Here is an 18,245-nt window from a genome sequence, read left to right as displayed (position 1 = left end):
TTCTTTTGGAAATTAGCTTTTCACTTTTTAAACCAGCTGTCCAGCGTAAACTGTCTTCCTGCCTTAACCGCTTTTTTAAGCCTTTCTAAGCCGTTTTTAACTCTTTCTTCACTGAAGTCATGCTCGTCACATAAAAATTTCAATATGCCCTCTTCATCGGGCATTTTCCATTCGAGCTTGTATTCGTCTGTTGTCGGCGGGTTTAGGAAGAACTCCTTTATTGCATAGAGATCAACGTCGCTCATTTTTTGATACTTTGCCAGAGGATCTTTGGAGTATTTGACTATTTCAAGGGCCTTTTTTGGTCCAATCCCTTTTATGCCTCCAGGATTGTAGTCCGTCCCTACGAGAATTGCAAGTTCTATCAGCTTTTCCCTCGTTATCTTAAGCTCCTTTAACACCTCTTCAAGAACTATGAGCTCCGGTTTAACTTCCACGTAAATATCCTTCCCAGGAAGCTTTCTCTTTCCAGTTATGGTGAGGTTTCTCACTAGCCTTGGTGTTCCAAAGAGGAGCGAATCGTAGTCCTGGCTCGCCGAAGCCCAAACGTGCCCTTTAGATGCCATATAAGCTGCCTGCGCTTCACCTTCGCTGGGAGCCTGCACCCATGGGATGCCCATAAGCTCCAAAAGCTTCTTAGCATCCTCGATAAGCATCTCATTTACTTTGCTCGCCCGCTGTGCATATTTCTTCGCCTCTTCTAAGTCTCCCCTTGCTAGGGCTTCCTCCCATTTTTCCTGCGCTTCCTCCCTAGCCTCAGCTCTTTTTTCAAGCTCTTTTTTCTTGAACTCTGGAGGCTTCCCATCGAATACATACGCAGGCTTTATTCCCGCTTCCATTAGGTTTATAGTCCTGTAAAAAAGCCCTGAAAGATGGGACGTTATTCTTCCCTTGGAATCCATTAAAGGAGTCCCATCTCGTTGCCTTATTGTTGAGAGAAACTGGTAAATAGCGTTAAATGCATCTATCGCAACTTTTCTCCCATTTAAATTTTCAAGCTCAAGTTCTTTTCTTGGTAAAAGCTCACCAATCTGGACTCCCATTACTCACCACCTATCCTAATGTATAGGTGACCAAGTATAAAAAGCAATCCACCAACAGCAAAGAGCTTTAAGGCATCGAGCTCCTTAAAATCCGAGGCAACGATGAGCTTTTGGACAAGTGCAACAATTCCAACCTCAAGAATATGAGATATGCTCACGCGGTGCTGCCTTAAATAGATTATTAAGATCCTGTAGGTTTCTATTAGGATAATAGTCACTAGTATGTTCGCAATCAGAAGTTTTGGGTCGCTGGCTTTGTAAGTTAGCTTAAAGTTGAGGTAGATGGAGTATAGAGTGAGGTAGAGTATGAAGAACAGGAACACCATAACAACTGTATCAAAGGAAATCTCTAAGGCTTTCCTGAAAAGCTTGTGAATTTGGGTATATTGGGCTGTTTTTTCATCTTCAATCCTCGTCATCTCTATCAGCCTACCGGTGTGTTCATCACCCTCTCAGGGAGGGGAAGGGTCATCACCATTTTCTATTTTCTCTTCATGGCTTTAAAGCATTGCTCCATTTATTAGATTAGGGGGTTGACTCCCTCAGAGCTATGATCTTTATGTTATTCAAAGCGATCTTGTAAAACTGTTGATAGCCCATAAATTTTGGTTACTCTTCAAAGTTTTCAATTTTAATTTTTATGTATTTTGAAATTGGGGCCTTTTTAGTGCTTACTTTTTTTTCAAAGTTGGCTTTACTATTGTAAATCAAAAAAGTTAAATAGTTTGGTAGATATAACGATTATGAGAACTTCCTGTGGTGATATCAATGAGGTGGAAGTTGTTTGGTGTTTTGTTGCTCAGCTTGTTGATTTTGGGTTCTTTCGGGAGTGCTGCAGTGCCGAGTAATGAAGTTTCTCCAGCACTTGCTGAAAAAGTTGCAAAAACCTACGTGAATTGGATTGCTGCCAACATCCCTGACTTTGAGGAGTGGAAGGGTGCAACTCTTAGAAAACCCATCACTTACTACTTCCCCAATGGTGAGAAAAGTGCTTATGAATTTGCGGTTTTCAAGAACGGTAAGAACGTTGGGTTTATTCTCATCTCGGCAAGAAAAGACATGCCTCCGGTTTTAGAGTTCAGCAAGGCAGAACCACCAAGCTGGAACTTAGAAAAAGTTAAAGAACTCGCAGAAAAGAAAGGCTATAAAACTGGGAGACTACTCTATTACGGAGCACTAACCTACAGCGTTGACATTGGAAACAGGAAAGCAATAGGCTTAAAAGACCTCAAAGTGAGAAAACGCCCAACGAAAGTAAAACTAAAATTCAACAAAGAAAAAGCAAAGAAAAACTGGGATATTCTATTATCTACTTCTTCTGATTACGGAATCCAATACTTAGACGTAGGATACAACGAAATTTCTGGCGTGCCTGCATGGACATCGTATGATGATGGTAATTCAAATATCTCATATCCAAACAATGTAGGCCCAGATCCAGACCCGTGGCATGAGTGGGATGGTTGTTCTCCAATAGCAGGGGCAATGGTAATTGGATACTATGAACCACTGCTCGATGAGGAAGCAATAATTGATATTTTACACCACACCATGAGTACATCTACCGATGGATGGACAAATTTCTGGAATATTGACGATGGAATAGATGATTTTGACGACGAATACAATACACTTCTAAACTCTGGAATAGTTAATCAACCAATCTCACATTGGTTTGATGGATCAAATGATTGGTATGTTTCAACTTCCGATATCACTAGAGAAATTGATAACAGTAGACCCTTCATATTGAGTATGACTGATGCTGGTAGCAGCACAGATGGAGTTGGGCCTTATGGCGACCATAGTGTAACTGTTGTTGGATACTCTTATTGGCAAAGCATTGATTATTATGAATTTTATCTAATTTTCCATAACACATGGGACTCAGAGAAACATTATTTCGTATATGGGAATTGGGATACAGCAATTGCCACATATGTCTATGCCTATAGCTAGGGGGATAATATGGCGAGAAAGACTATGGTGCTTATCTTTTTAATTCTCCTTTCTTTATTCTTATCAATTCCTCTTCAGTACTGTATAATCATCTTTTTTGACATTCTTAAGATTGATCAGTTTCTTGGAGAATATGCACTACTTTTATTTATCATTCTACCGGCCTTCATAGTATCTTTAATTCCTTTTTATTTTCATGAGAACATGAAAATAAATAGGAAACTTTCAATTATCACGACAATAATAACATTTTTTGTAGCTGGGATAATTTTAACATCAACAATCCCAAAAGCTGGACCAAGTCCTTATGCTGCTGCTTATTTAACAATTCCTCCAAGCCTCCGTTCTTCAGGAACTGCTACTAAAACGTTAGAATGGATAAACACATACTTCTACGTTGTCCCGAAGGATTATGATGCCTCTTGGATTGGAATTATTAATGGAACATATCATATAGCAATCTTTATATGGAAAGACAAAACTGTGGGATTCATAAAGCCTCTTTTGAGTTTAAGCAATAAGAGAGGGTATTGCTTAGAAAAGTTTAATATAATTGAGGAGAACCTAAAATCTCGAAACTTTAAGGAATTAAAAATTCCAATTCAGCGGAAAGCTTATGAAAAAATTCTATTATCGAATGGCACTGAAGTAGTATACCTTGAATGCTCCGAAAAACTTGGATATCAAAGACTAATCTTCCTCGTCGGAACAGCCAATAAAACCAAAGAATTTATAGAATTCATTGAATACCTTAAATGATTTAGAAGAACCTCCCAATTCTATCAAAAATGCAATGTCCTTGAATTTAGTATTTATTTCAAATTTTGAGATCATCAAAAATCAGATTCCAGTGTCTTTGATAAGATATAGACGATGTCACAACACACTAACTATTGGATTTAAGATACTGTCAAGGATAATCTGGTGGAGGGAAGACCTCTACCCCGTGTTGTGTCTTATGAGGCTGTTATCACGGGGCAAGTCTTCCTTATGAAGCAGGAAGCCCCACCCAAAAGGGTGGGGTAGTTCACCAAACGCCGATATCCAAGTCGTCAAATGAATAAGAGAAAAGTTATAACTCCTCCTTTCGCATTAACCTTTGTAAAGTTCATGAGGTGAAGGAAATGAGCATAGAAGCACTTTTCAAACCAAAGAGCGTTGCCGTTATAGGTGCTTCTGGTAAGCCCGGGAAGATAGGATACGCTATCATGAAGAACCTTGTCGATTACGGCTACGAGGGCAAAATCTACGCAGTTAACGTTAAGGGTGGAGAGATAGAGATCAGCGGAAGAAAGTTCCCAGTATACAAGAGCATCCTCGATGTCCCGGATGAAGTAGACATGGCAGTTATAGTTGTTCCAGCTAAGTTTGTCCCACAGGTTGTAGAGGAATGTGGAAAGAAGGGAGTAAAAGTACTTCCGATTATCAGCTCAGGTTTTGGAGAACTTGGTGAGGAAGGAAAGAAAGTTGAGCAGCAACTAGTTGAGACAGCCCACAAGTACGGAATGAGGATACTCGGTCCAAACATCTTCGGTGTTGTTTACACCCCAGCCAAGCTTAACGCAACCTTTGGTCCAACAGATGTAATGCCCGGAAAGCTTGCACTTGTCTCTCAAAGCGGTGCCCTCGGAATAGCCCTTATGGGATGGACAATACTTGAGAAGGTCGGTCTTTCGGCTGTTGTTAGCATTGGAAACAAGAGCGACCTTGATGATGCAGACATGCTCGAATACTTTGAGACCGACGAAAACACAGGGGCAATCTTGATCTACATGGAAGGTGTGAAGGACGGAAGAAGATTCATGGAAGTCGCGAAGAGGGTCTCAATGAAGAAGCCGATCATAGTTATCAAAGCTGGAAGGAGCGAGAGGGGAGCCAAAGCAGCCGCTTCACACACTGGCTCCCTGGCTGGAGCAGACAGCATTTACACAGCTGCATTCAAGCAGAGCGGTGTTTTAAGAGCATTAACAATTGGCGAGGCTTTCGACTGGGCAAGAACCCTTTCAAACCTCCCAGAGCCCGAGGGAGATAACGTTGTAATCCTCACAAACGGTGGTGGAATAGGCGTTATGGCCACTGACGCTGCTGAGGAAGAAGGATTGAAGCTCTATGACAACCTTGAGGAGCTTAAGATCTTTGCAAACCACATGCCACCCTTTGGAAGCTATAAGAATCCAGTGGACTTAACGGGTATGGCCGGAGCTGAGGCTTACGAAGGTGCAGTTAGAGACGCACTAGCCCATCCAGAGATGCACGCCATAGCAGTCCTCTACTGCCAGACAGCTGTTCTTGATCCAAGAGACCTCGCAAAGATAGTCATCAAGGAATATGAGGCAAGCGGAAGGAAGAAGCCAATAGTGGTTGCCATAGTCGGTGGCGTTGAGGCTAAAGAAGCAATTGACATGCTCAACGAACACGGCATCCCAGCCTACCCAGAGCCAGAAAGGGCAATCAAGTCACTTGCTGCCCTCTACAAGTGGCACCACTGGAAAATGAAGCACAAAAAAGAGTGATTTCTTTTCTCTTCTCTTTTCATCTCAAGTTTTAAGAAGAAATGGGAAGAGAAGCAAATCAAGAAGCGATGTACTTCCTTATTTCCTTGTACATATCGTTCAGTATTTCCTGGTAATCTACCTTGTTCTCCTCCACGAGATCCATGAGCTCCTCCAGCTGTCTGGTCCTTTCTTCGCTTACGAGCTCCTTGTATTTGCTTATTAGGTAGTGATAGACCTTCGTACCAAGCTCTGTTGGCACCAACTTCTTCCTTCCCTTCGTTTCGATAACGTAGTGCCTGTCTAAGAGAGTTTTGACTATTTTTGCGTATGTAGAAGGTCTGCCGATTTTGCGCTCCTTCATTAGGGCAATTATGTCTCCTTGAGTAAACAGGGGCACTTTTGGAGCTCTCCATTTCTTGATGTCCTTAACCTTAATTCTCTGTCCTTTTTCAAGTTTGGGAAGCTGTCTTAGTGGAGGATTCCTAAGTCTTGTCCATCCATCGAAGAGTATCTCCACGTAACCCTCTATTTCCGCTTTTGCTACCTTTGCATCAATAACTGCCTTTTCATAAAGTATTTTTGCCGCTTTCATTTGGGAGGTCATAAAGCGCTTGAATATCATGTCATAGAGTCTGAAGTGGTCTCTCGTAAGACCTCTTGCCAAAGTTATTATACCATCCCTTAACAGTTGCATGAGCCTTCCAGTGTCAATGGGTCTTGTAGGTCTTATACACTCGTGTGCTCCCTCTTCACCCCACTTCCTCGGAGCAAAGTAATCCTCACCGACCTCTTCGGTGATGTATTCCTTGGCAACTTCAATACCAACGTTGCTCACATGGGTGGAATCTGTTCTTATGTAAGTTACCAGACCGAGTTCGAAGAGGTCTTGAGCAAGCCTCATCGTATAATCGGTTGAAAATCCTAGGAATCTTGAGGCATCCTGGAGCATTGTATCGGTGGTGTATGGTGGAAGGGGATTTAGATCTCTCTCTTCCAGCTGGACTTCTTCCACGATAACTTCTTGGACTTCTTCCTTAACTCCCTCCAGTGTCACTTCCAAGTCGTTTTCGAGTGTCAACCTCATGAAATCGGTTTCACTTTCCACGAATTCTCTGTATCTCTCTATGACCCAGCCTAGAACGGGGGTTTGGACTCTTCCAGCTGAAAGGTAAGTGTTCTCAAAAACCTCCCAGAGCTTCTGGCTAAGCTCAAATCCTATCCATCTGTCCTCTATTCTCCTCACAAGCTGGGCATTTACCCTTGCCTCGTTTACGTCTCTTGCCTCTTTAAGGGCCTTTAGAATAGCGGGCCTCGTAACCTCATGGAACTCTATCCTCTTTATGGTTGGAGTATACGGAGAGAGGACGTTTCTTATATCCCATGCAATCTTTTCACCCTCAACATCGGGATCCGTTCCAATCAGTATTTCGTCAACTTCCTGAGCAATTTCCCTCATTGCAATCACATTTTCGAGGGCATCCCTCACGTCTCTTGAACCACATCTAGGACATACCCCTTTCTTTTCCCAGTCCACAAATTGATGTCCGCACTCTCTACAGCGCTTTAAGGTATCGTAAACCGGGATAAAGTAGAGCTTTCCGTCGTTTTCCTTTATCAAAACTCCATGGTAACCTTCGTTTGTAACGAGATCGAACATATGTCCTCCGCTTGCCAGTATGGTGAGCATTAGTTCTCCTATGCTTACTTCATACGCTACCAAATCACCAATACGCCTCTTGCTTGGCTGTCCAAAGAAACTCGCAATAGTTCTGGCTTTGTTTGGTGATTCTACTATCATAAGGGCAGATTTTACAAGGTCTTTTGTCTTCTCTGCTATTTTACCCTCCATGATAAGCCTGACTTTCTCCCTATCAGCGTCAATTTCTCTTAGTATTTCTTCCAAATTGAGCTCATTGAAGGGCTTCATATCAAACTCCGCAAAGCGCCAGCGCATCTGCCTCTTCAAGCCATTGAAAACCTTCTCATTGTCCACTATCACAACGCTGAGTCCCCTTGTAATACCTCCAGCAAAAAGTCTCGAAGTTCTTCCTGTGGCCTGTATGTACGTCCTCACGTCGGGAATCTCTATGTACCACTTTCCTTCCTCTTTCTTGAGGCTCACAAAAGGATCCTCTTCTATTCTTTTTAGGACTTCGGGCTTCTTTAATACGTTTCTAAGGAACTCAACGGCTTCCTTAAAAACTTCAAGAACGTGATTCGAGAACCCTTCTAGGGGTAGCCCTTCTGCCAGTGATTCTTCTATTTTTAAGATTTCAAACTGCGGGATATTCCTTATGAGCCTCCTTAGCCTAGCGTACAGCTTTTCGGCGTTTCTCCTATCCTCATTTTCGAGGAATTCCATGACCTCACTCATCAGTCCTAAAACCCTGTATATGGTGGGCTGTTCGAGGTCTATGCTGAACCGGAACTTTGGAACTCCAGTAAATATGGCATATCTTATTAGATGGGGCAGATCTAATCCTCTAACAATAGAGCCATAATATGTAGCAACCCCTATTAGGTAATCAACCTCTCCCTTCTCGAATCTTTCAAGCCCCTTTTTGTTCCTTGCCGAGACCAACTCTACCTTAAATCCTAAATCTTGCAGGTAATTCGTTAGTTTCTCTGCATACACTATTCCCTGGTCAATTGGGACGAATATGAGTCCTCCCGAGCCTAAAGCTTTTAACAGCTCTTTGACGTGCTCCTCTATTGGCTTTTCGGGGAAGATATAGCTGTCCACGACGTTTCTCAATGCAGATCTGCCGCTTCCCACCTCGAAATCCAAAAGCTCACGGTAAAGCTTTATTCTATCTCCTCTAGCACTTCCAGTGGCGGAAGCTACGATTAGAACTCCAATTTTGTTTTCTCGCTTAAACTTTCTAATTTCTCCCTCAACTGCATTTATCTGCTTGTTCAGCTCTTTTAGCTTTTCATTTTTGTCCTTACTGTTGCCGTTGAGGTATTTTGCCATCTGCTTTTTGAGTTTTATAATCTCCCAAGCCTTCTGAATAATCTCTTCGGTAAAACCGAGGAGAATAAGGGAGCGGTCTATGTTCTTTGAGGCTTTGAGGAATGCATCAACATCATCCACAAATATAAAATCGAACCTCTTATCCTTCAAGAGATCAAAATTCCTTGCTAAATACTGTGCAGAGGTTATAAGGATGTCAAAATCTCCATTCTGAATTTTTTGGAGCATTTCTTCTTTCTCTTTTTTCTTCATGTTTCCGTGGTAGTAAGCTAAGTTAACGCTTACCCCGGCTTTTTCTGCAAATGTCTGGACTCTCTTGATTGTTTGAATCACCAGAGGTGTTGTCGGCAAAATTATATATGATTTTTTACCCTTTTTTGCATAGTAAATCGACATAAAAGCCCCAAAAACGCTTTTTCCCATTCCAGTAGGGGCGATTATAGAGAAGCTTTTTCCTCTCACTAAACGCTTAACCCAAGTTTTTTGGGCGCTCCAAAACGTGAAGCCGGTAGCTTTCTTGAAAAGTTCTTCAGCCTCATTCAGCTTTTTCTCAAGGGAATATAGCTCTTCCCAGTGTTTTAAAGTTCCTCTGAGCTTTAGGGCATCCCTAATTCCCTTTATCAGATCAAAATACACTTCGGCTTTTATTTCCTCATCCAAGCAGACCTCACAAGGATGCTTCTTGTATAAACGTAAATCGCTTATCCTGTCCTCACAGTTAGGACACATGCCCCTGTATATGGCCTTCATATTACCACCTTCCAATGCTCTTTTAGGGGATGCAAACTTTATAAGGCTTTTTTTGAAGGCCTTTTTCGGTGGAGCATATGATAGTGGAAAAACTTAAACTCACTGCAGAGCTCAATGAACAAGAGTACAAAAAGGTAGGGGAGATAGTGGAAAAGCTGAGGAAGAAGTTCCCAAACGTTATGGTGAGGGAGTACAAAACACAGAAAAAATTAACTTTTCTTGACATAGAGCTTGCCGAGAGACTTAATTTTGACATAATTCTTGGGAAAAGGAAGGGCTATTTCGTCTCAGTTGAGATGGAGGGCACTAAGGCAAAATATGCCTTTCAAATAATGAAAGCCCTTTTAGATGAAGCTGGGATTAGCTATAGCCTTACCCTCGATGGGAATAAGGTATATGATTCTTTAAGGAGAAAGCTCAAAGAGAGCACCCTTCTAGAGTTTCTTTGATCTCCCTTTCCAGCTCTCCGGTTAAATTGTAGTCTGGGAAAAGCCTCTCGAATTCTTTAAAAATTTCCAATATTTGGAAACCTTTTTCTTTAGACGGAGTAAGGCTGAACAGCTTTAAGGCTTCTCTCAAGAGTCTGGCCACTTCACTACCGCTTTCATCGTTGTTTATCTGGTAGTGAAGCTCCTTTAAAATAATCTCCAGTCCTAATTCTGGATTCTCATGGAACAGATATCTCTTTAAAGCTGCCTCTGGAAAAAACTCTGAGACTGGCTCATGGCTTTCTATGTAGAATCCCTCTTCAAAGGCTATTATTGTGGCAGCAGCATGCTTGCAGTCTTTTCCCTGTGGACAGGTGCACCTGCTGGAGTTCTTTTCCAAGTCAACTTCCGCATAATAGGGATAAGTGCCCAAAACCTTGGAAAACAGCTTTTCTTTGTATTTTAGAACCCATAAAACCTTTCCTTTCTTGTAGTAGCTCTTACCCTTTTGCATTGTCCTCTTCTCCATGATAACCACTAAATGTGGTAAGCATGGGGATTTTTAAGGTTAATCCCTAACCTTTAAAAAGCGGGCGTTTTAGTTAATCCCGTAACGCTCATCAAAAGTTTTGTGGAGTGTGAGAGTATGAAAAAAATTAGACAGCCAATTATAGCGGTTCTTGGACACGTAGATCATGGTAAGACCACGATGCTTGATAGAATACGTAATACCCGCGTAGCTGAGAAAGAAGCGGGTGGAATTACTCAGCACATTGGTGCGACCGAGGTTCCTATTGAAGTGGTTAAACAACTCGCTGGACCCCTTTTAAGTTTGTGGAAAGGCGAAATTAAACTTCCGGGATTGCTCTTTATAGACACTCCCGGCCACGAGGCTTTTACAAGCCTGAGAGCAAGAGGAGGCAGTTTAGCCGATTTGGCAATCCTTGTAGTTGATATAAACGAGGGCTTCCAGCCCCAGACTATTGAGAGCATAGAGATTTTGAGAAAATACAGAACTCCCTTTGTTGTCGCTGCAAATAAAATTGACCGTATTAAAGGATGGAAAATCGTTGAAAACGAGCCTTTCTTAGTAAACATCAAAAAACAGGATCAAAGGGCAGTTCAGGAGCTTGAGACAAAGCTTTGGGAACTAATAGGAAAATTCTATGAACTTGGCTTTCAGGCCAATAGGTTCGATCGTGTTCAGGACTTCAGAAGAGAACTCGCCATAATTCCCGTTTCAGCTAAATATGGAATAGGCCTTCCAGAATTGCTTGTTCTTATAGCGGGTTTGGCTCAGAAGTATCTCGAAGAGAAGCTGAAGATAGAAGTTGAAGGTCCTGCGAGAGGAACTATTTTGGAAGTTAGGGAGGAAGTAGGCTTTGGGACAACAATAGACGTGATAATTTATGACGGAACCCTCAGAAAAGACGATATAATAGTTGTGGGTGGCAAGGATAAGGCAATAGTCACAAAAATAAGGGCTCTTCTTAAGCCGAAGCCTCTCGACGAGATAAGAGATCCAAGATATCGCTTTGATCAGGTTGAGGAAGTTTCTGCAGCAGCTGGAATTAAGATAGCTGCCCCAAACTTAGAGGAAGCCCTTGCGGGTTCTCCCGTTATAGCTGCAAGAACTGAAGAGGAGATAGAGAGAGCAAAAAGAGAAATCCTTGAGCAGATAAAGAGCGTAATTATAAGCACGGACAAAGTTGGCGTTATTGTAAAAGCCGACACAATAGGAAGTCTCGAAGCGCTAAGCAAAGAACTGCAGGAAAAGAATATTCCAATAAGAAAGGCAGACGTTGGAAACATAAGCAAAACGGATGTTATGGAGGCATTGAGCGTAAAGGAGGAGGAACCTCTCTACGGTGTTGTCATAGGTTTTAATGTGAAGGTCAATGAAGACGCAGAGGAAGTTGCAAAGGCCAAGAAGATCCCGATATTTGTCGGCAACGTTATCTATAAAATCATAGAAGACTATGAAGCATGGGTGAAGGCTGAGGAAGAAAAGAAGAAAAAAGAACTTTTAGCTCAAACAAAGTTCCCAGGAGTAATTAAGATATTCCCAGATGAACGCTACATCTTCAGGAGGAGCCACCCAGCAATAGTTGGAATAGAGGTTATTGAAGGTAGGATAAAGCCGGGATACCCACTGATGAAGCAAAATGGAGAGCGGGTTGGGGTTATAAAATCAATAAAATCCAAAGAAGACTTTCTGCAGGAAGCAAAGAAGGGAGATCAGGTTGCTATAGCCATTGAGGGTGCAATAGTCGGAAGGCACATCCATCCTGGGGAGATACTTTACGTCGATATAAGCAGGGATGATGCAATAAGACTCGTGAAGGAGCTCAGGGATATGTTGGATGAGACCGACATAAGGGCACTAAAGGAAACCGCGAAAGTGAAGGCCCAAAAGGATCCATTTTGGAGTGCCCTATGATTTTAACTTTTTTTAACCGCTGGTGAGCCCTATGGAGGTTTATCACCTCTACAGTGGAGGAAAAGATTCTTCGCTTGCGGCTTATATTTTGAGAGAGATTGGATACGAGGTAAAACTTATTACTATTAACTTTGGAATCCTCGACAGCTGGAAATATGCTAAGGAAACAGCTGAGGCCCTCGGCTTTTCTCATGAGGTAATCTTCCTTGACAGGGGAATTCTTGAGGAAGCGGCTGAGATGTGCATAAGGGATTCTCATCCTAGCAATGCAATTCAGTTTATTCACGAAAAAGCTCTAGAAGAGGTTGCAAAGCTTAGGCATGTGGAGAGAATAAGCGACGGAACAAGGAGAGATGACAGAGTGCCCTTCCTTGATCAGAGAAAAACGAGAAGTCTTGAGGATAGGTTTAACGTTCAGTACATAAGACCCCTTCTTGGTTTGGGCTATAGGACAATACGGGAACTTACGGAGGAGCTTTTCATAGTGGAGCTTAAAGAGAGCGAAAAGCTCGGGAAATCCGACTATGAAGTAGAGCTGAGATACCTTTTAAGGGAAAGAGGGGTAGATCCTCTCACAATTTTTCCGAAAAAGCATCTGCAGTCGAGGGTATTGGGGTGGAAAAAAGAAAAGGGTCACTTGTGAGCAAATATCGCTATCACTTTGTCTCCCTCAACTTTGTCCACCCTTACGAAACCAAAGCGTTCAAACTGGACGATATCGTCAACCTTTAACTCCGCATCCCTCTCAAGTAGCCCCTTCCTAACAATAAGTTCATCTCCTTCTGGGACGAGAACTTCACACGGCTTGCCCTCAGGAACCCAGTGGATCATCCTCCACCTGTGCTCCCTAGCTTTCTCATATTCAACGCTGTCGAACTCCGCTATGATTTTTTCTTCGCTAACTTCGACTATTCTGACGTTGAATAAGTCCTTGAGCCTAACGTATTCGTTGCTCTTCAAGAGCTCAAGGTCGTCCTTTGAGACATAGATAGGCTTTCCGGGGGTGAACTTGAGTTTTCTAACCCCTCTCTCTGGATAATCTGGATGGAGTGGTATCTCCGCTGTAAACTCTTTTTCATAGCCTCTAACCTCCATTGGGATTGGGTCGGCAACGAAGAAGTATCTGTTCGCTATTGGTTCGATTATCCTTCTGTTTATTGCAGCCAAGTTGTCCCAGCTTATTGTGGTGTCGCTCTTCTTAAGTCCAACCTCAATTATAAGCTCTCTAATGGCCTCCGGCTGAATGCCCCTTCTCCTCAATGCCCTAATTGTTCCAAGTCTTGGATCATCCCACCCGAGGTACTTGCCTTCTTCAATGCCCTTCCTTGTCTTGGATTTGCTGAGTATAACCCCCTCAATGCTCAGCCTTCCATGGTGGACTGTCTCAGGGTACTCCCATCCAAAGTATTCGTAAATATACCTTTGTCTTGTCTCGTTTTCGGCATGCTCTTGCCCTCTGAAGATGTGTGTAACACCGAGCTCGTGGTCATCTATAGCGGAGGCAAAGTTGTAGAGAGGCCATACGCGGTATTTGTTTCCGGTTCTTGGGTGATTGGGATTATCAATTATCCTAAGGGCAGGCCAGTCCCTAACTGCAGGATTTGGATGACTTAGGTCGGTCTTAATTCTAACGACGGCTTCGCCTTCTTTGTATTCTCCGCTGAGCATCTTTTTCCACTCTCTTAGCTGAACTTCTGGAGGAAGGTCTCTGTGGGGACAGGCCTTTCCTTCGTCTCTAAGCTTTTTGAAGTATTCTGATTCACAGGTACAAACATAGGCCTTCCCCATCTCAAGAAGCTTTTCTGCATAGGAGTAATAAATTTCAAGCCTGTCGCTTGCATGGTGAATCTCATCTATCTGAAAACCAAGCCACTTCAAATCTTCAATAATCCATTCGTAGAATATGGGCTCAGGTCTTTTGACCTTCGGATCGGTGTCATCAAACCTAAGGATGAACTTCCCATCATAAAGCCTTGCATACTCATGGCTTAGGATAGCTGCTCTCGCGTTTCCAAGGTGAAAAGCTCCATCGGGGTTTGGTGCAAACCTCGTGACGACTTTTCCCTTTTCTGCCTTTGGCAGTGGTGGGAGGCCTTTCTTTTCCTCCTTTTTCTCCTTATGCTCCTCAAAGAACTCGGGGTATATTTCCCTAAGTTTCATTTCTTGCTCCTCTTTGCTCATGGAGTTAACTTCCTGAACAACCTCATTGACAAGCGGAATTATCTCCCTTGCTTTTGGTCTCAGCTCCGGGTTCTCACCAAGTATTTTTCCTATAACGGCTTTTGGATTCGCCTTTCCATCATGCTGGATGGCGTTGATGAGCGCGTATTTGAGTATTGTCTCCCTTAGTTCCATTTTCTTCACCAGAGTTAGAAGGCAGAAATGAGTTATAAACCTTGTGCGGGATATTATAGTTTGTTTGGTATGATTTGTCTCGGAACAATTCTTATTCATTCTAGTACTTTTTGATAGGTGTTGAGTCAAATTTATTTCATCAAGTGTAAAATATTCCTTGTTAAATCATATTTACATATATCGACTACTTAGAACAGTAAAATTTATATAGTTTCATGACATTAAAGAATAATGAAACCCACATTGGGGGGGGGCAAATGCAAAAAAGCAAAGTATTGGTTGTCTTTATTTTGGTGGGTGTAATAGCAGAAGCACTGTTAGTCTCTGCTCAGAGTTGGGATGTAGTTCTGTGGGATAGCCCGGGTCCCTACTTTAGAGATGTGAAAGATGTAGGAACATGTAGCTTTGTTCTCAGTGGGACTATAACCTCATATGAGAGCGCATATATTAGTGGACAAGGATGTTACAATATCTATATCTGGCCGTTGGGAATACTAACTTTTACCCAGGGTTCTGCTGCAATAGAAAATGTGGCAGGATATTATAGAGGTTTTTACTTCTATTCTCCAGGCTTCAGTAGATCTTATCCATACCCATATCCTGCAGATGTAGAGGCAGAAATGTGGGCGGGATGGCATTATGAAAGAAGATATTAGGGGGTGAGAATCGTGAAAAAGCTTGTTGTGGTTTTAGCTAGTGTTCTTTTAGTGTTTTCAACCTTTGTTCTCGCATATGGAAATGGAAGAACTCCAACTGAAAACATGGTAGTACAAGGAATAAAAGCGCTTCAACGATATTCCTACGTACAAACTGTCGAATTCGACAACTATCAACTTGTCCCTGATGAGAATGGGGAGATTAGGGAAGTCTTTCTGTATCATGGAAAACTTATTGAGACGGGACGTGTTGACTTAGCTACTATGAGCATTGAATATACTCAAGAGTTCTATGTAAATGGCACAGTTTTAAGCAGGGGATACATCAAGATAGAGAATGGAAACGTTATCACTGGATACAAAGAAGAAAATGGGAACAAAGTCGTTTTAACAGAAGAAAACGCAGTTCAACTAACGGGATATGGCCTTGAAGTACTTCCCAATGAACTGTTAAAACTCGAACCCCTCAAAGTTGTAAGAAATCCTCAGAAAGTGGTTCCTAGACAGACAACAATTCCTGTGATGGATAGGATATTGATGGGACTTGGTGTTAAGGATGGGAGATTTGAATACGAGATAACTACTGCAAACGGACAAGTATGGCTTGTTCAAGTTGATGGAAACGGGCTTCCAGTAAGATTGGAAAACATTCCAAAAGATGATAGGCATCCAAAAGTTGTCATCACAATTGAAGCATAACATCGTCCATATCGTCCATTTGGTATTTTATTTTTTCTTTTGGTTCGCAAACCTTTTTAATTCTTCCGCTTTTATTCTTCTCGGTGTTGCCGATGAACAAGACGGAGAGAACTCTTGTAATCATAAAGCCCGATGCCGTTGTTAGAGGTCTTATAGGTGAAATTATAAGCAGATTCGAAAAGAGAGGTCTTAAAATCATTGGAATGAAGATGATTCACATCGATAGAGAACTGGCGGAGAAGCATTATGAGGAACACAAGGGGAAGCCCTTCTTTGAGCCTCTAATAGACTATATTACCAAAGCACCAAGTGTAGTAATGGTTCTCGAAGGCAGGTATGCTATAAGCGTCGTTAGGAAAATGTGCGGTGCAACTGACCCCAAGGATGCAGAGCCGGGAACCATAAGGGGCGACTATGGTCTTGATGTTGGGGATGCGATTTACAATGTTATTCACGCTTCTGACAGTGAGGAAACCGCAAAGAGGGAAATAGCACTCTACTTTAAAGAGGATGAACTCTTTGAATACTGCAAGGCTGCTGAGTGGTTCTACCACTCTCACTGGGACAAGGAGAAAGGGGAATACTTAGACTCCACAGATTGCTTGAAGCTTTGATGCTTTTCCAAATTGTTAAAAACCTCTACCTCTAATCTTTTTTAGGTGCTGTGGATGTGCGACATCCTTGTTGCAACTCCCAAAGCTACTAAAGAAAAAGTTATGATTTTTGCGAAAAACAGCGATAGAGATCCAAATGAGGCTCAGGTTCTCGAGGTCATCCCAAGGCAAAAACATGAGGAAGAGGCTGTTAAGCTGACCTACGTTGAATTCCCTCAAGTTAAGGAAACCTACGCGGTAATTCTCTCCCGCCCTTGGTGGATCTGGGGCGTGGAGATGGGGGTGAATGAATTTGGATTGGCAATAGGGAACACTGCCGTTTTCACCAAGGAGAAGATTCCAGATAAAGGCATCTTGGGAATGGACATGATAAGGCTCGCCCTTGAAAGAACAAAAACCTCTAAAGAGGCTCTTCATTTCATAATTGATATAATCGAGAGCTATGGGCAGGGAGGAAATGGTAGCTACGAGCACAAACTGCTCTACAGTAACTCATTCATAATTGCGGACCCTAAAGAGGCGTGGGTCTTGGAGAGTGCTGGCAAACACTGGGTTGCAAAGAGAATTGAGGATGTATACTCTATTTCAAATGCTCTCACGATAGAGGATGATTGGGACTTAGCTTCAGAGAGCGTCGAGAGCCTTGCCAAGAGACCAAAGTTTAGTTTTGTCAAGCATTTCTCTGATAGATTCTATACCCATTTTGCCCATGGGAGGGAGAGGAGAGCCTTCACATATTGGAAACTCAAAGAAAGAGAAGGTGAAATAACTCTCGAGTACATGATGGAAATCCTGAGGTCTCACAGCTTCGAGCCGTATTCCCCAGAAAAAGGCTCCATGAGGGATATCTGCATGCACTATGGCGGTTTAACGAGGCCCTCTCAAACCGCCTCATCTCAAATCTCGGAGCTTGGCAAGGATATGCACTGGTTTACCGGGACTTCGCTCCCATGTTTAAGCATTTTCAAGCCAATATCTTTTGAAGGTGGAATTCCGGAATCAGAGATGCCTACGAACCGCTATAATCCCAAAAACTACTGGTGGAGGATTGAAAAGTTCCACAGGTTGTTCCAGACCAACTATCAAAAGTATATTGGGGAATTCTCAAAGGAGAGAGATGAGCTGCAGATGGAGATAATAAGAAGGGCGAGGGAACTTAAAGAAAACGAAAGCCTTGCAAAACTCACAAAATGGGCTTTTGAAAGAGAAAAAGAGCTTGTGGAAAAATGGGAGAAGCTTATTGTTCCCGGCAAGTTCCCCTTTTTGTATGGGATGAGATTGAGGAAGGTGAACCAAAAGGCTGGCTTGAGATAAGTTTTTTAACTTCTCTCCATTTACGTTTTTGGTGTTAAAAGTGAACGGTCTGCTTGAGGTGTTTTTACTCTCACTCCTTCCAACCTTTGAGGGAAGGTACGCCATAGTTTATGGGATTGGTAGAGGTTACCCTCTCTCTGGCACTTTAATCATGGCATCGCTTGGAGTGCTGCTTCTCTCCTTAACTTTACCACTTCTCTTACCTCTGATAGACTGGGTTATGCTTAAACTTGAAAACACATCATTAGGAAAATTTGCCGATTTGTATTTGAGGTATGTGGAAAGGGTTAGAAAGAAAGCCCACCCCTACGTGGAGAAATGGGGGTTTTTGGGCCTTGTGGTATTTGTGGCTGTGCCCCTGCCGGGGACGGGAGTGTGGACAGGGAGTTTAGCCGCTTATATCTTTGGAATAGAAAAAAGAAAAACAATTCCTGCATTGGTTATTGGAGGGCTTTTGAGCATTCTCATAACTCTAATACCAAGCTTGGGCCTGCTGAAAATAATTTAGAAAAGAAAAA

General features: G+C 42.5%; 16 protein-coding genes. 11 read left to right on the top strand and 5 right to left on the bottom strand.

Going from position 1 to position 18,245, the window contains the following annotated elements; translation table 11 throughout:
- Positions 1 to 20: 20 nt before the first annotated feature.
- Together fen and ACZ5NL_RS02995 are read right to left on the bottom strand one after the other, a co-directional pair.
- On the bottom strand, positions 21 to 1,043 hold the full coding sequence (gene fen / locus ACZ5NL_RS03000) for a flap endonuclease-1 (protein ID WP_464842872.1): 1,023 nt from the start codon (positions 1,041 to 1,043) through the stop codon (positions 21 to 23).
- Entirely contained in the window at positions 1,043 to 1,462 is a 420-nt protein-coding gene (locus tag ACZ5NL_RS02995) for a phosphate-starvation-inducible PsiE family protein (RefSeq protein ID WP_464842871.1), read from the bottom strand. The genes fen and ACZ5NL_RS02995 overlap by 1 nt, the downstream gene beginning before the upstream one ends.
- A 349-nt stretch (positions 1,463 to 1,811) precedes the next feature.
- Between ACZ5NL_RS02995 and ACZ5NL_RS02990 the strand changes: the two genes are divergently transcribed.
- The 3 genes from ACZ5NL_RS02990 (at position 1,812) to acs (ending at position 5,515) form a co-directional block, all read left to right on the top strand.
- Positions 1,812 to 3,002: a C39 family peptidase gene (locus ACZ5NL_RS02990; protein ID WP_464842869.1), complete on the top strand. Its 1,191-nt coding sequence runs from the start codon at positions 1,812 to 1,814 to the stop codon at positions 3,000 to 3,002.
- 9 nt (positions 3,003 to 3,011) lie between these two features.
- The gene (locus tag ACZ5NL_RS02985; RefSeq protein WP_464842867.1) at positions 3,012 to 3,761 is read left to right on the top strand and encodes a hypothetical protein; all 750 of its coding nucleotides are present in this window, start codon (positions 3,012 to 3,014) and stop codon (positions 3,759 to 3,761) included.
- Between the two features lie 365 nt (positions 3,762 to 4,126).
- On the top strand, positions 4,127 to 5,515 hold the full coding sequence (gene acs / locus ACZ5NL_RS02980; RefSeq protein WP_464842865.1) for an acetate--CoA ligase alpha subunit: 1,389 nt from the start codon (positions 4,127 to 4,129) through the stop codon (positions 5,513 to 5,515).
- A 58-nt stretch (positions 5,516 to 5,573) separates the two neighbouring features.
- Here acs and rgy read toward each other — a convergent pair whose 3' ends face one another.
- Positions 5,574 to 9,221 (bottom strand): reverse gyrase, encoded by a 3,648-nt coding sequence (gene rgy / locus ACZ5NL_RS02975; RefSeq protein ID WP_464842864.1) that lies wholly within the window; start codon positions 9,219 to 9,221, stop codon positions 5,574 to 5,576.
- A gap of 77 nt (positions 9,222 to 9,298) precedes the next feature.
- Here rgy and ACZ5NL_RS02970 point away from each other — a divergent pair, with 77 nt between their 5' ends.
- Entirely contained in the window at positions 9,299 to 9,670 is a 372-nt protein-coding gene (locus ACZ5NL_RS02970) for a hypothetical protein (protein WP_464843295.1), read from the top strand.
- Here ACZ5NL_RS02970 and ACZ5NL_RS02965 read toward each other — a convergent pair.
- A complete protein-coding gene (locus tag ACZ5NL_RS02965; RefSeq protein ID WP_283218027.1) occupies positions 9,639 to 10,178 on the bottom strand; it encodes an SWIM zinc finger family protein in 540 nt (179 codons plus the stop codon). The genes ACZ5NL_RS02970 and ACZ5NL_RS02965 overlap by 32 nt on opposite strands.
- A 117-nt stretch (positions 10,179 to 10,295) precedes the next feature.
- Here ACZ5NL_RS02965 and infB point away from each other — a divergent pair, with 117 nt between their 5' ends.
- Both infB and ACZ5NL_RS02955 read left to right on the top strand, forming a co-directional pair.
- Complete coding sequence (infB, locus tag ACZ5NL_RS02960; protein WP_464842863.1) at positions 10,296 to 12,089, top strand: translation initiation factor IF-2; 1,794 nt, start codon at positions 10,296 to 10,298, stop codon at positions 12,087 to 12,089.
- A 31-nt stretch (positions 12,090 to 12,120) separates the two neighbouring features.
- Positions 12,121 to 12,732 carry a DUF7411 family protein gene (locus tag ACZ5NL_RS02955; protein WP_464842862.1) on the top strand — a complete coding sequence of 204 codons (612 nt, stop codon included), beginning with the start codon at positions 12,121 to 12,123 and terminating at the stop codon, positions 12,730 to 12,732.
- On the opposite strand, the gene ACZ5NL_RS02950 is transcribed toward ACZ5NL_RS02955, so the two are convergent.
- Entirely contained in the window at positions 12,723 to 14,444 is a 1,722-nt protein-coding gene (locus ACZ5NL_RS02950) for a glutamate--tRNA ligase (RefSeq protein ID WP_464843294.1), read from the bottom strand. The genes ACZ5NL_RS02955 and ACZ5NL_RS02950 overlap by 10 nt on opposite strands.
- A 257-nt stretch (positions 14,445 to 14,701) precedes the next feature.
- On the opposite strand from ACZ5NL_RS02950, the gene ACZ5NL_RS02945 reads away from it, so the two are divergent.
- From ACZ5NL_RS02945 to ACZ5NL_RS02925, 5 genes are all read left to right on the top strand, one after another.
- On the top strand, positions 14,702 to 15,100 hold the full coding sequence (locus ACZ5NL_RS02945; RefSeq protein WP_464842861.1) for a hypothetical protein: 399 nt from the start codon (positions 14,702 to 14,704) through the stop codon (positions 15,098 to 15,100).
- A gap of 12 nt (positions 15,101 to 15,112) precedes the next feature.
- Entirely contained in the window at positions 15,113 to 15,799 is a 687-nt protein-coding gene (locus ACZ5NL_RS02940; RefSeq protein ID WP_464842860.1) for a hypothetical protein, read from the top strand.
- Positions 15,800 to 15,891: 92 nt separating this feature from the next.
- Complete coding sequence (gene ndk / locus ACZ5NL_RS02935) at positions 15,892 to 16,413, top strand: nucleoside-diphosphate kinase (protein WP_087036613.1); 522 nt, start codon at positions 15,892 to 15,894, stop codon at positions 16,411 to 16,413.
- Between the two features lie 54 nt (positions 16,414 to 16,467).
- A complete protein-coding gene (locus tag ACZ5NL_RS02930) occupies positions 16,468 to 17,727 on the top strand; it encodes a C69 family dipeptidase (protein WP_464842858.1) in 1,260 nt (419 codons plus the stop codon).
- 40 nt (positions 17,728 to 17,767) lie between these two features.
- Positions 17,768 to 18,235, top strand: a complete 468-nt coding sequence (locus ACZ5NL_RS02925; protein WP_464843293.1) for a COG2426 family protein — start codon at positions 17,768 to 17,770, stop codon at positions 18,233 to 18,235.
- The last annotated feature ends 10 nt before the right edge of the window (positions 18,236 to 18,245 follow it).

The organism is Thermococcus aegaeus, assembly GCF_055393685.1.
Note: the sequence above shows the minus strand (reverse complement) of the source record. Positions and strands in the feature narration are given on the sequence as shown.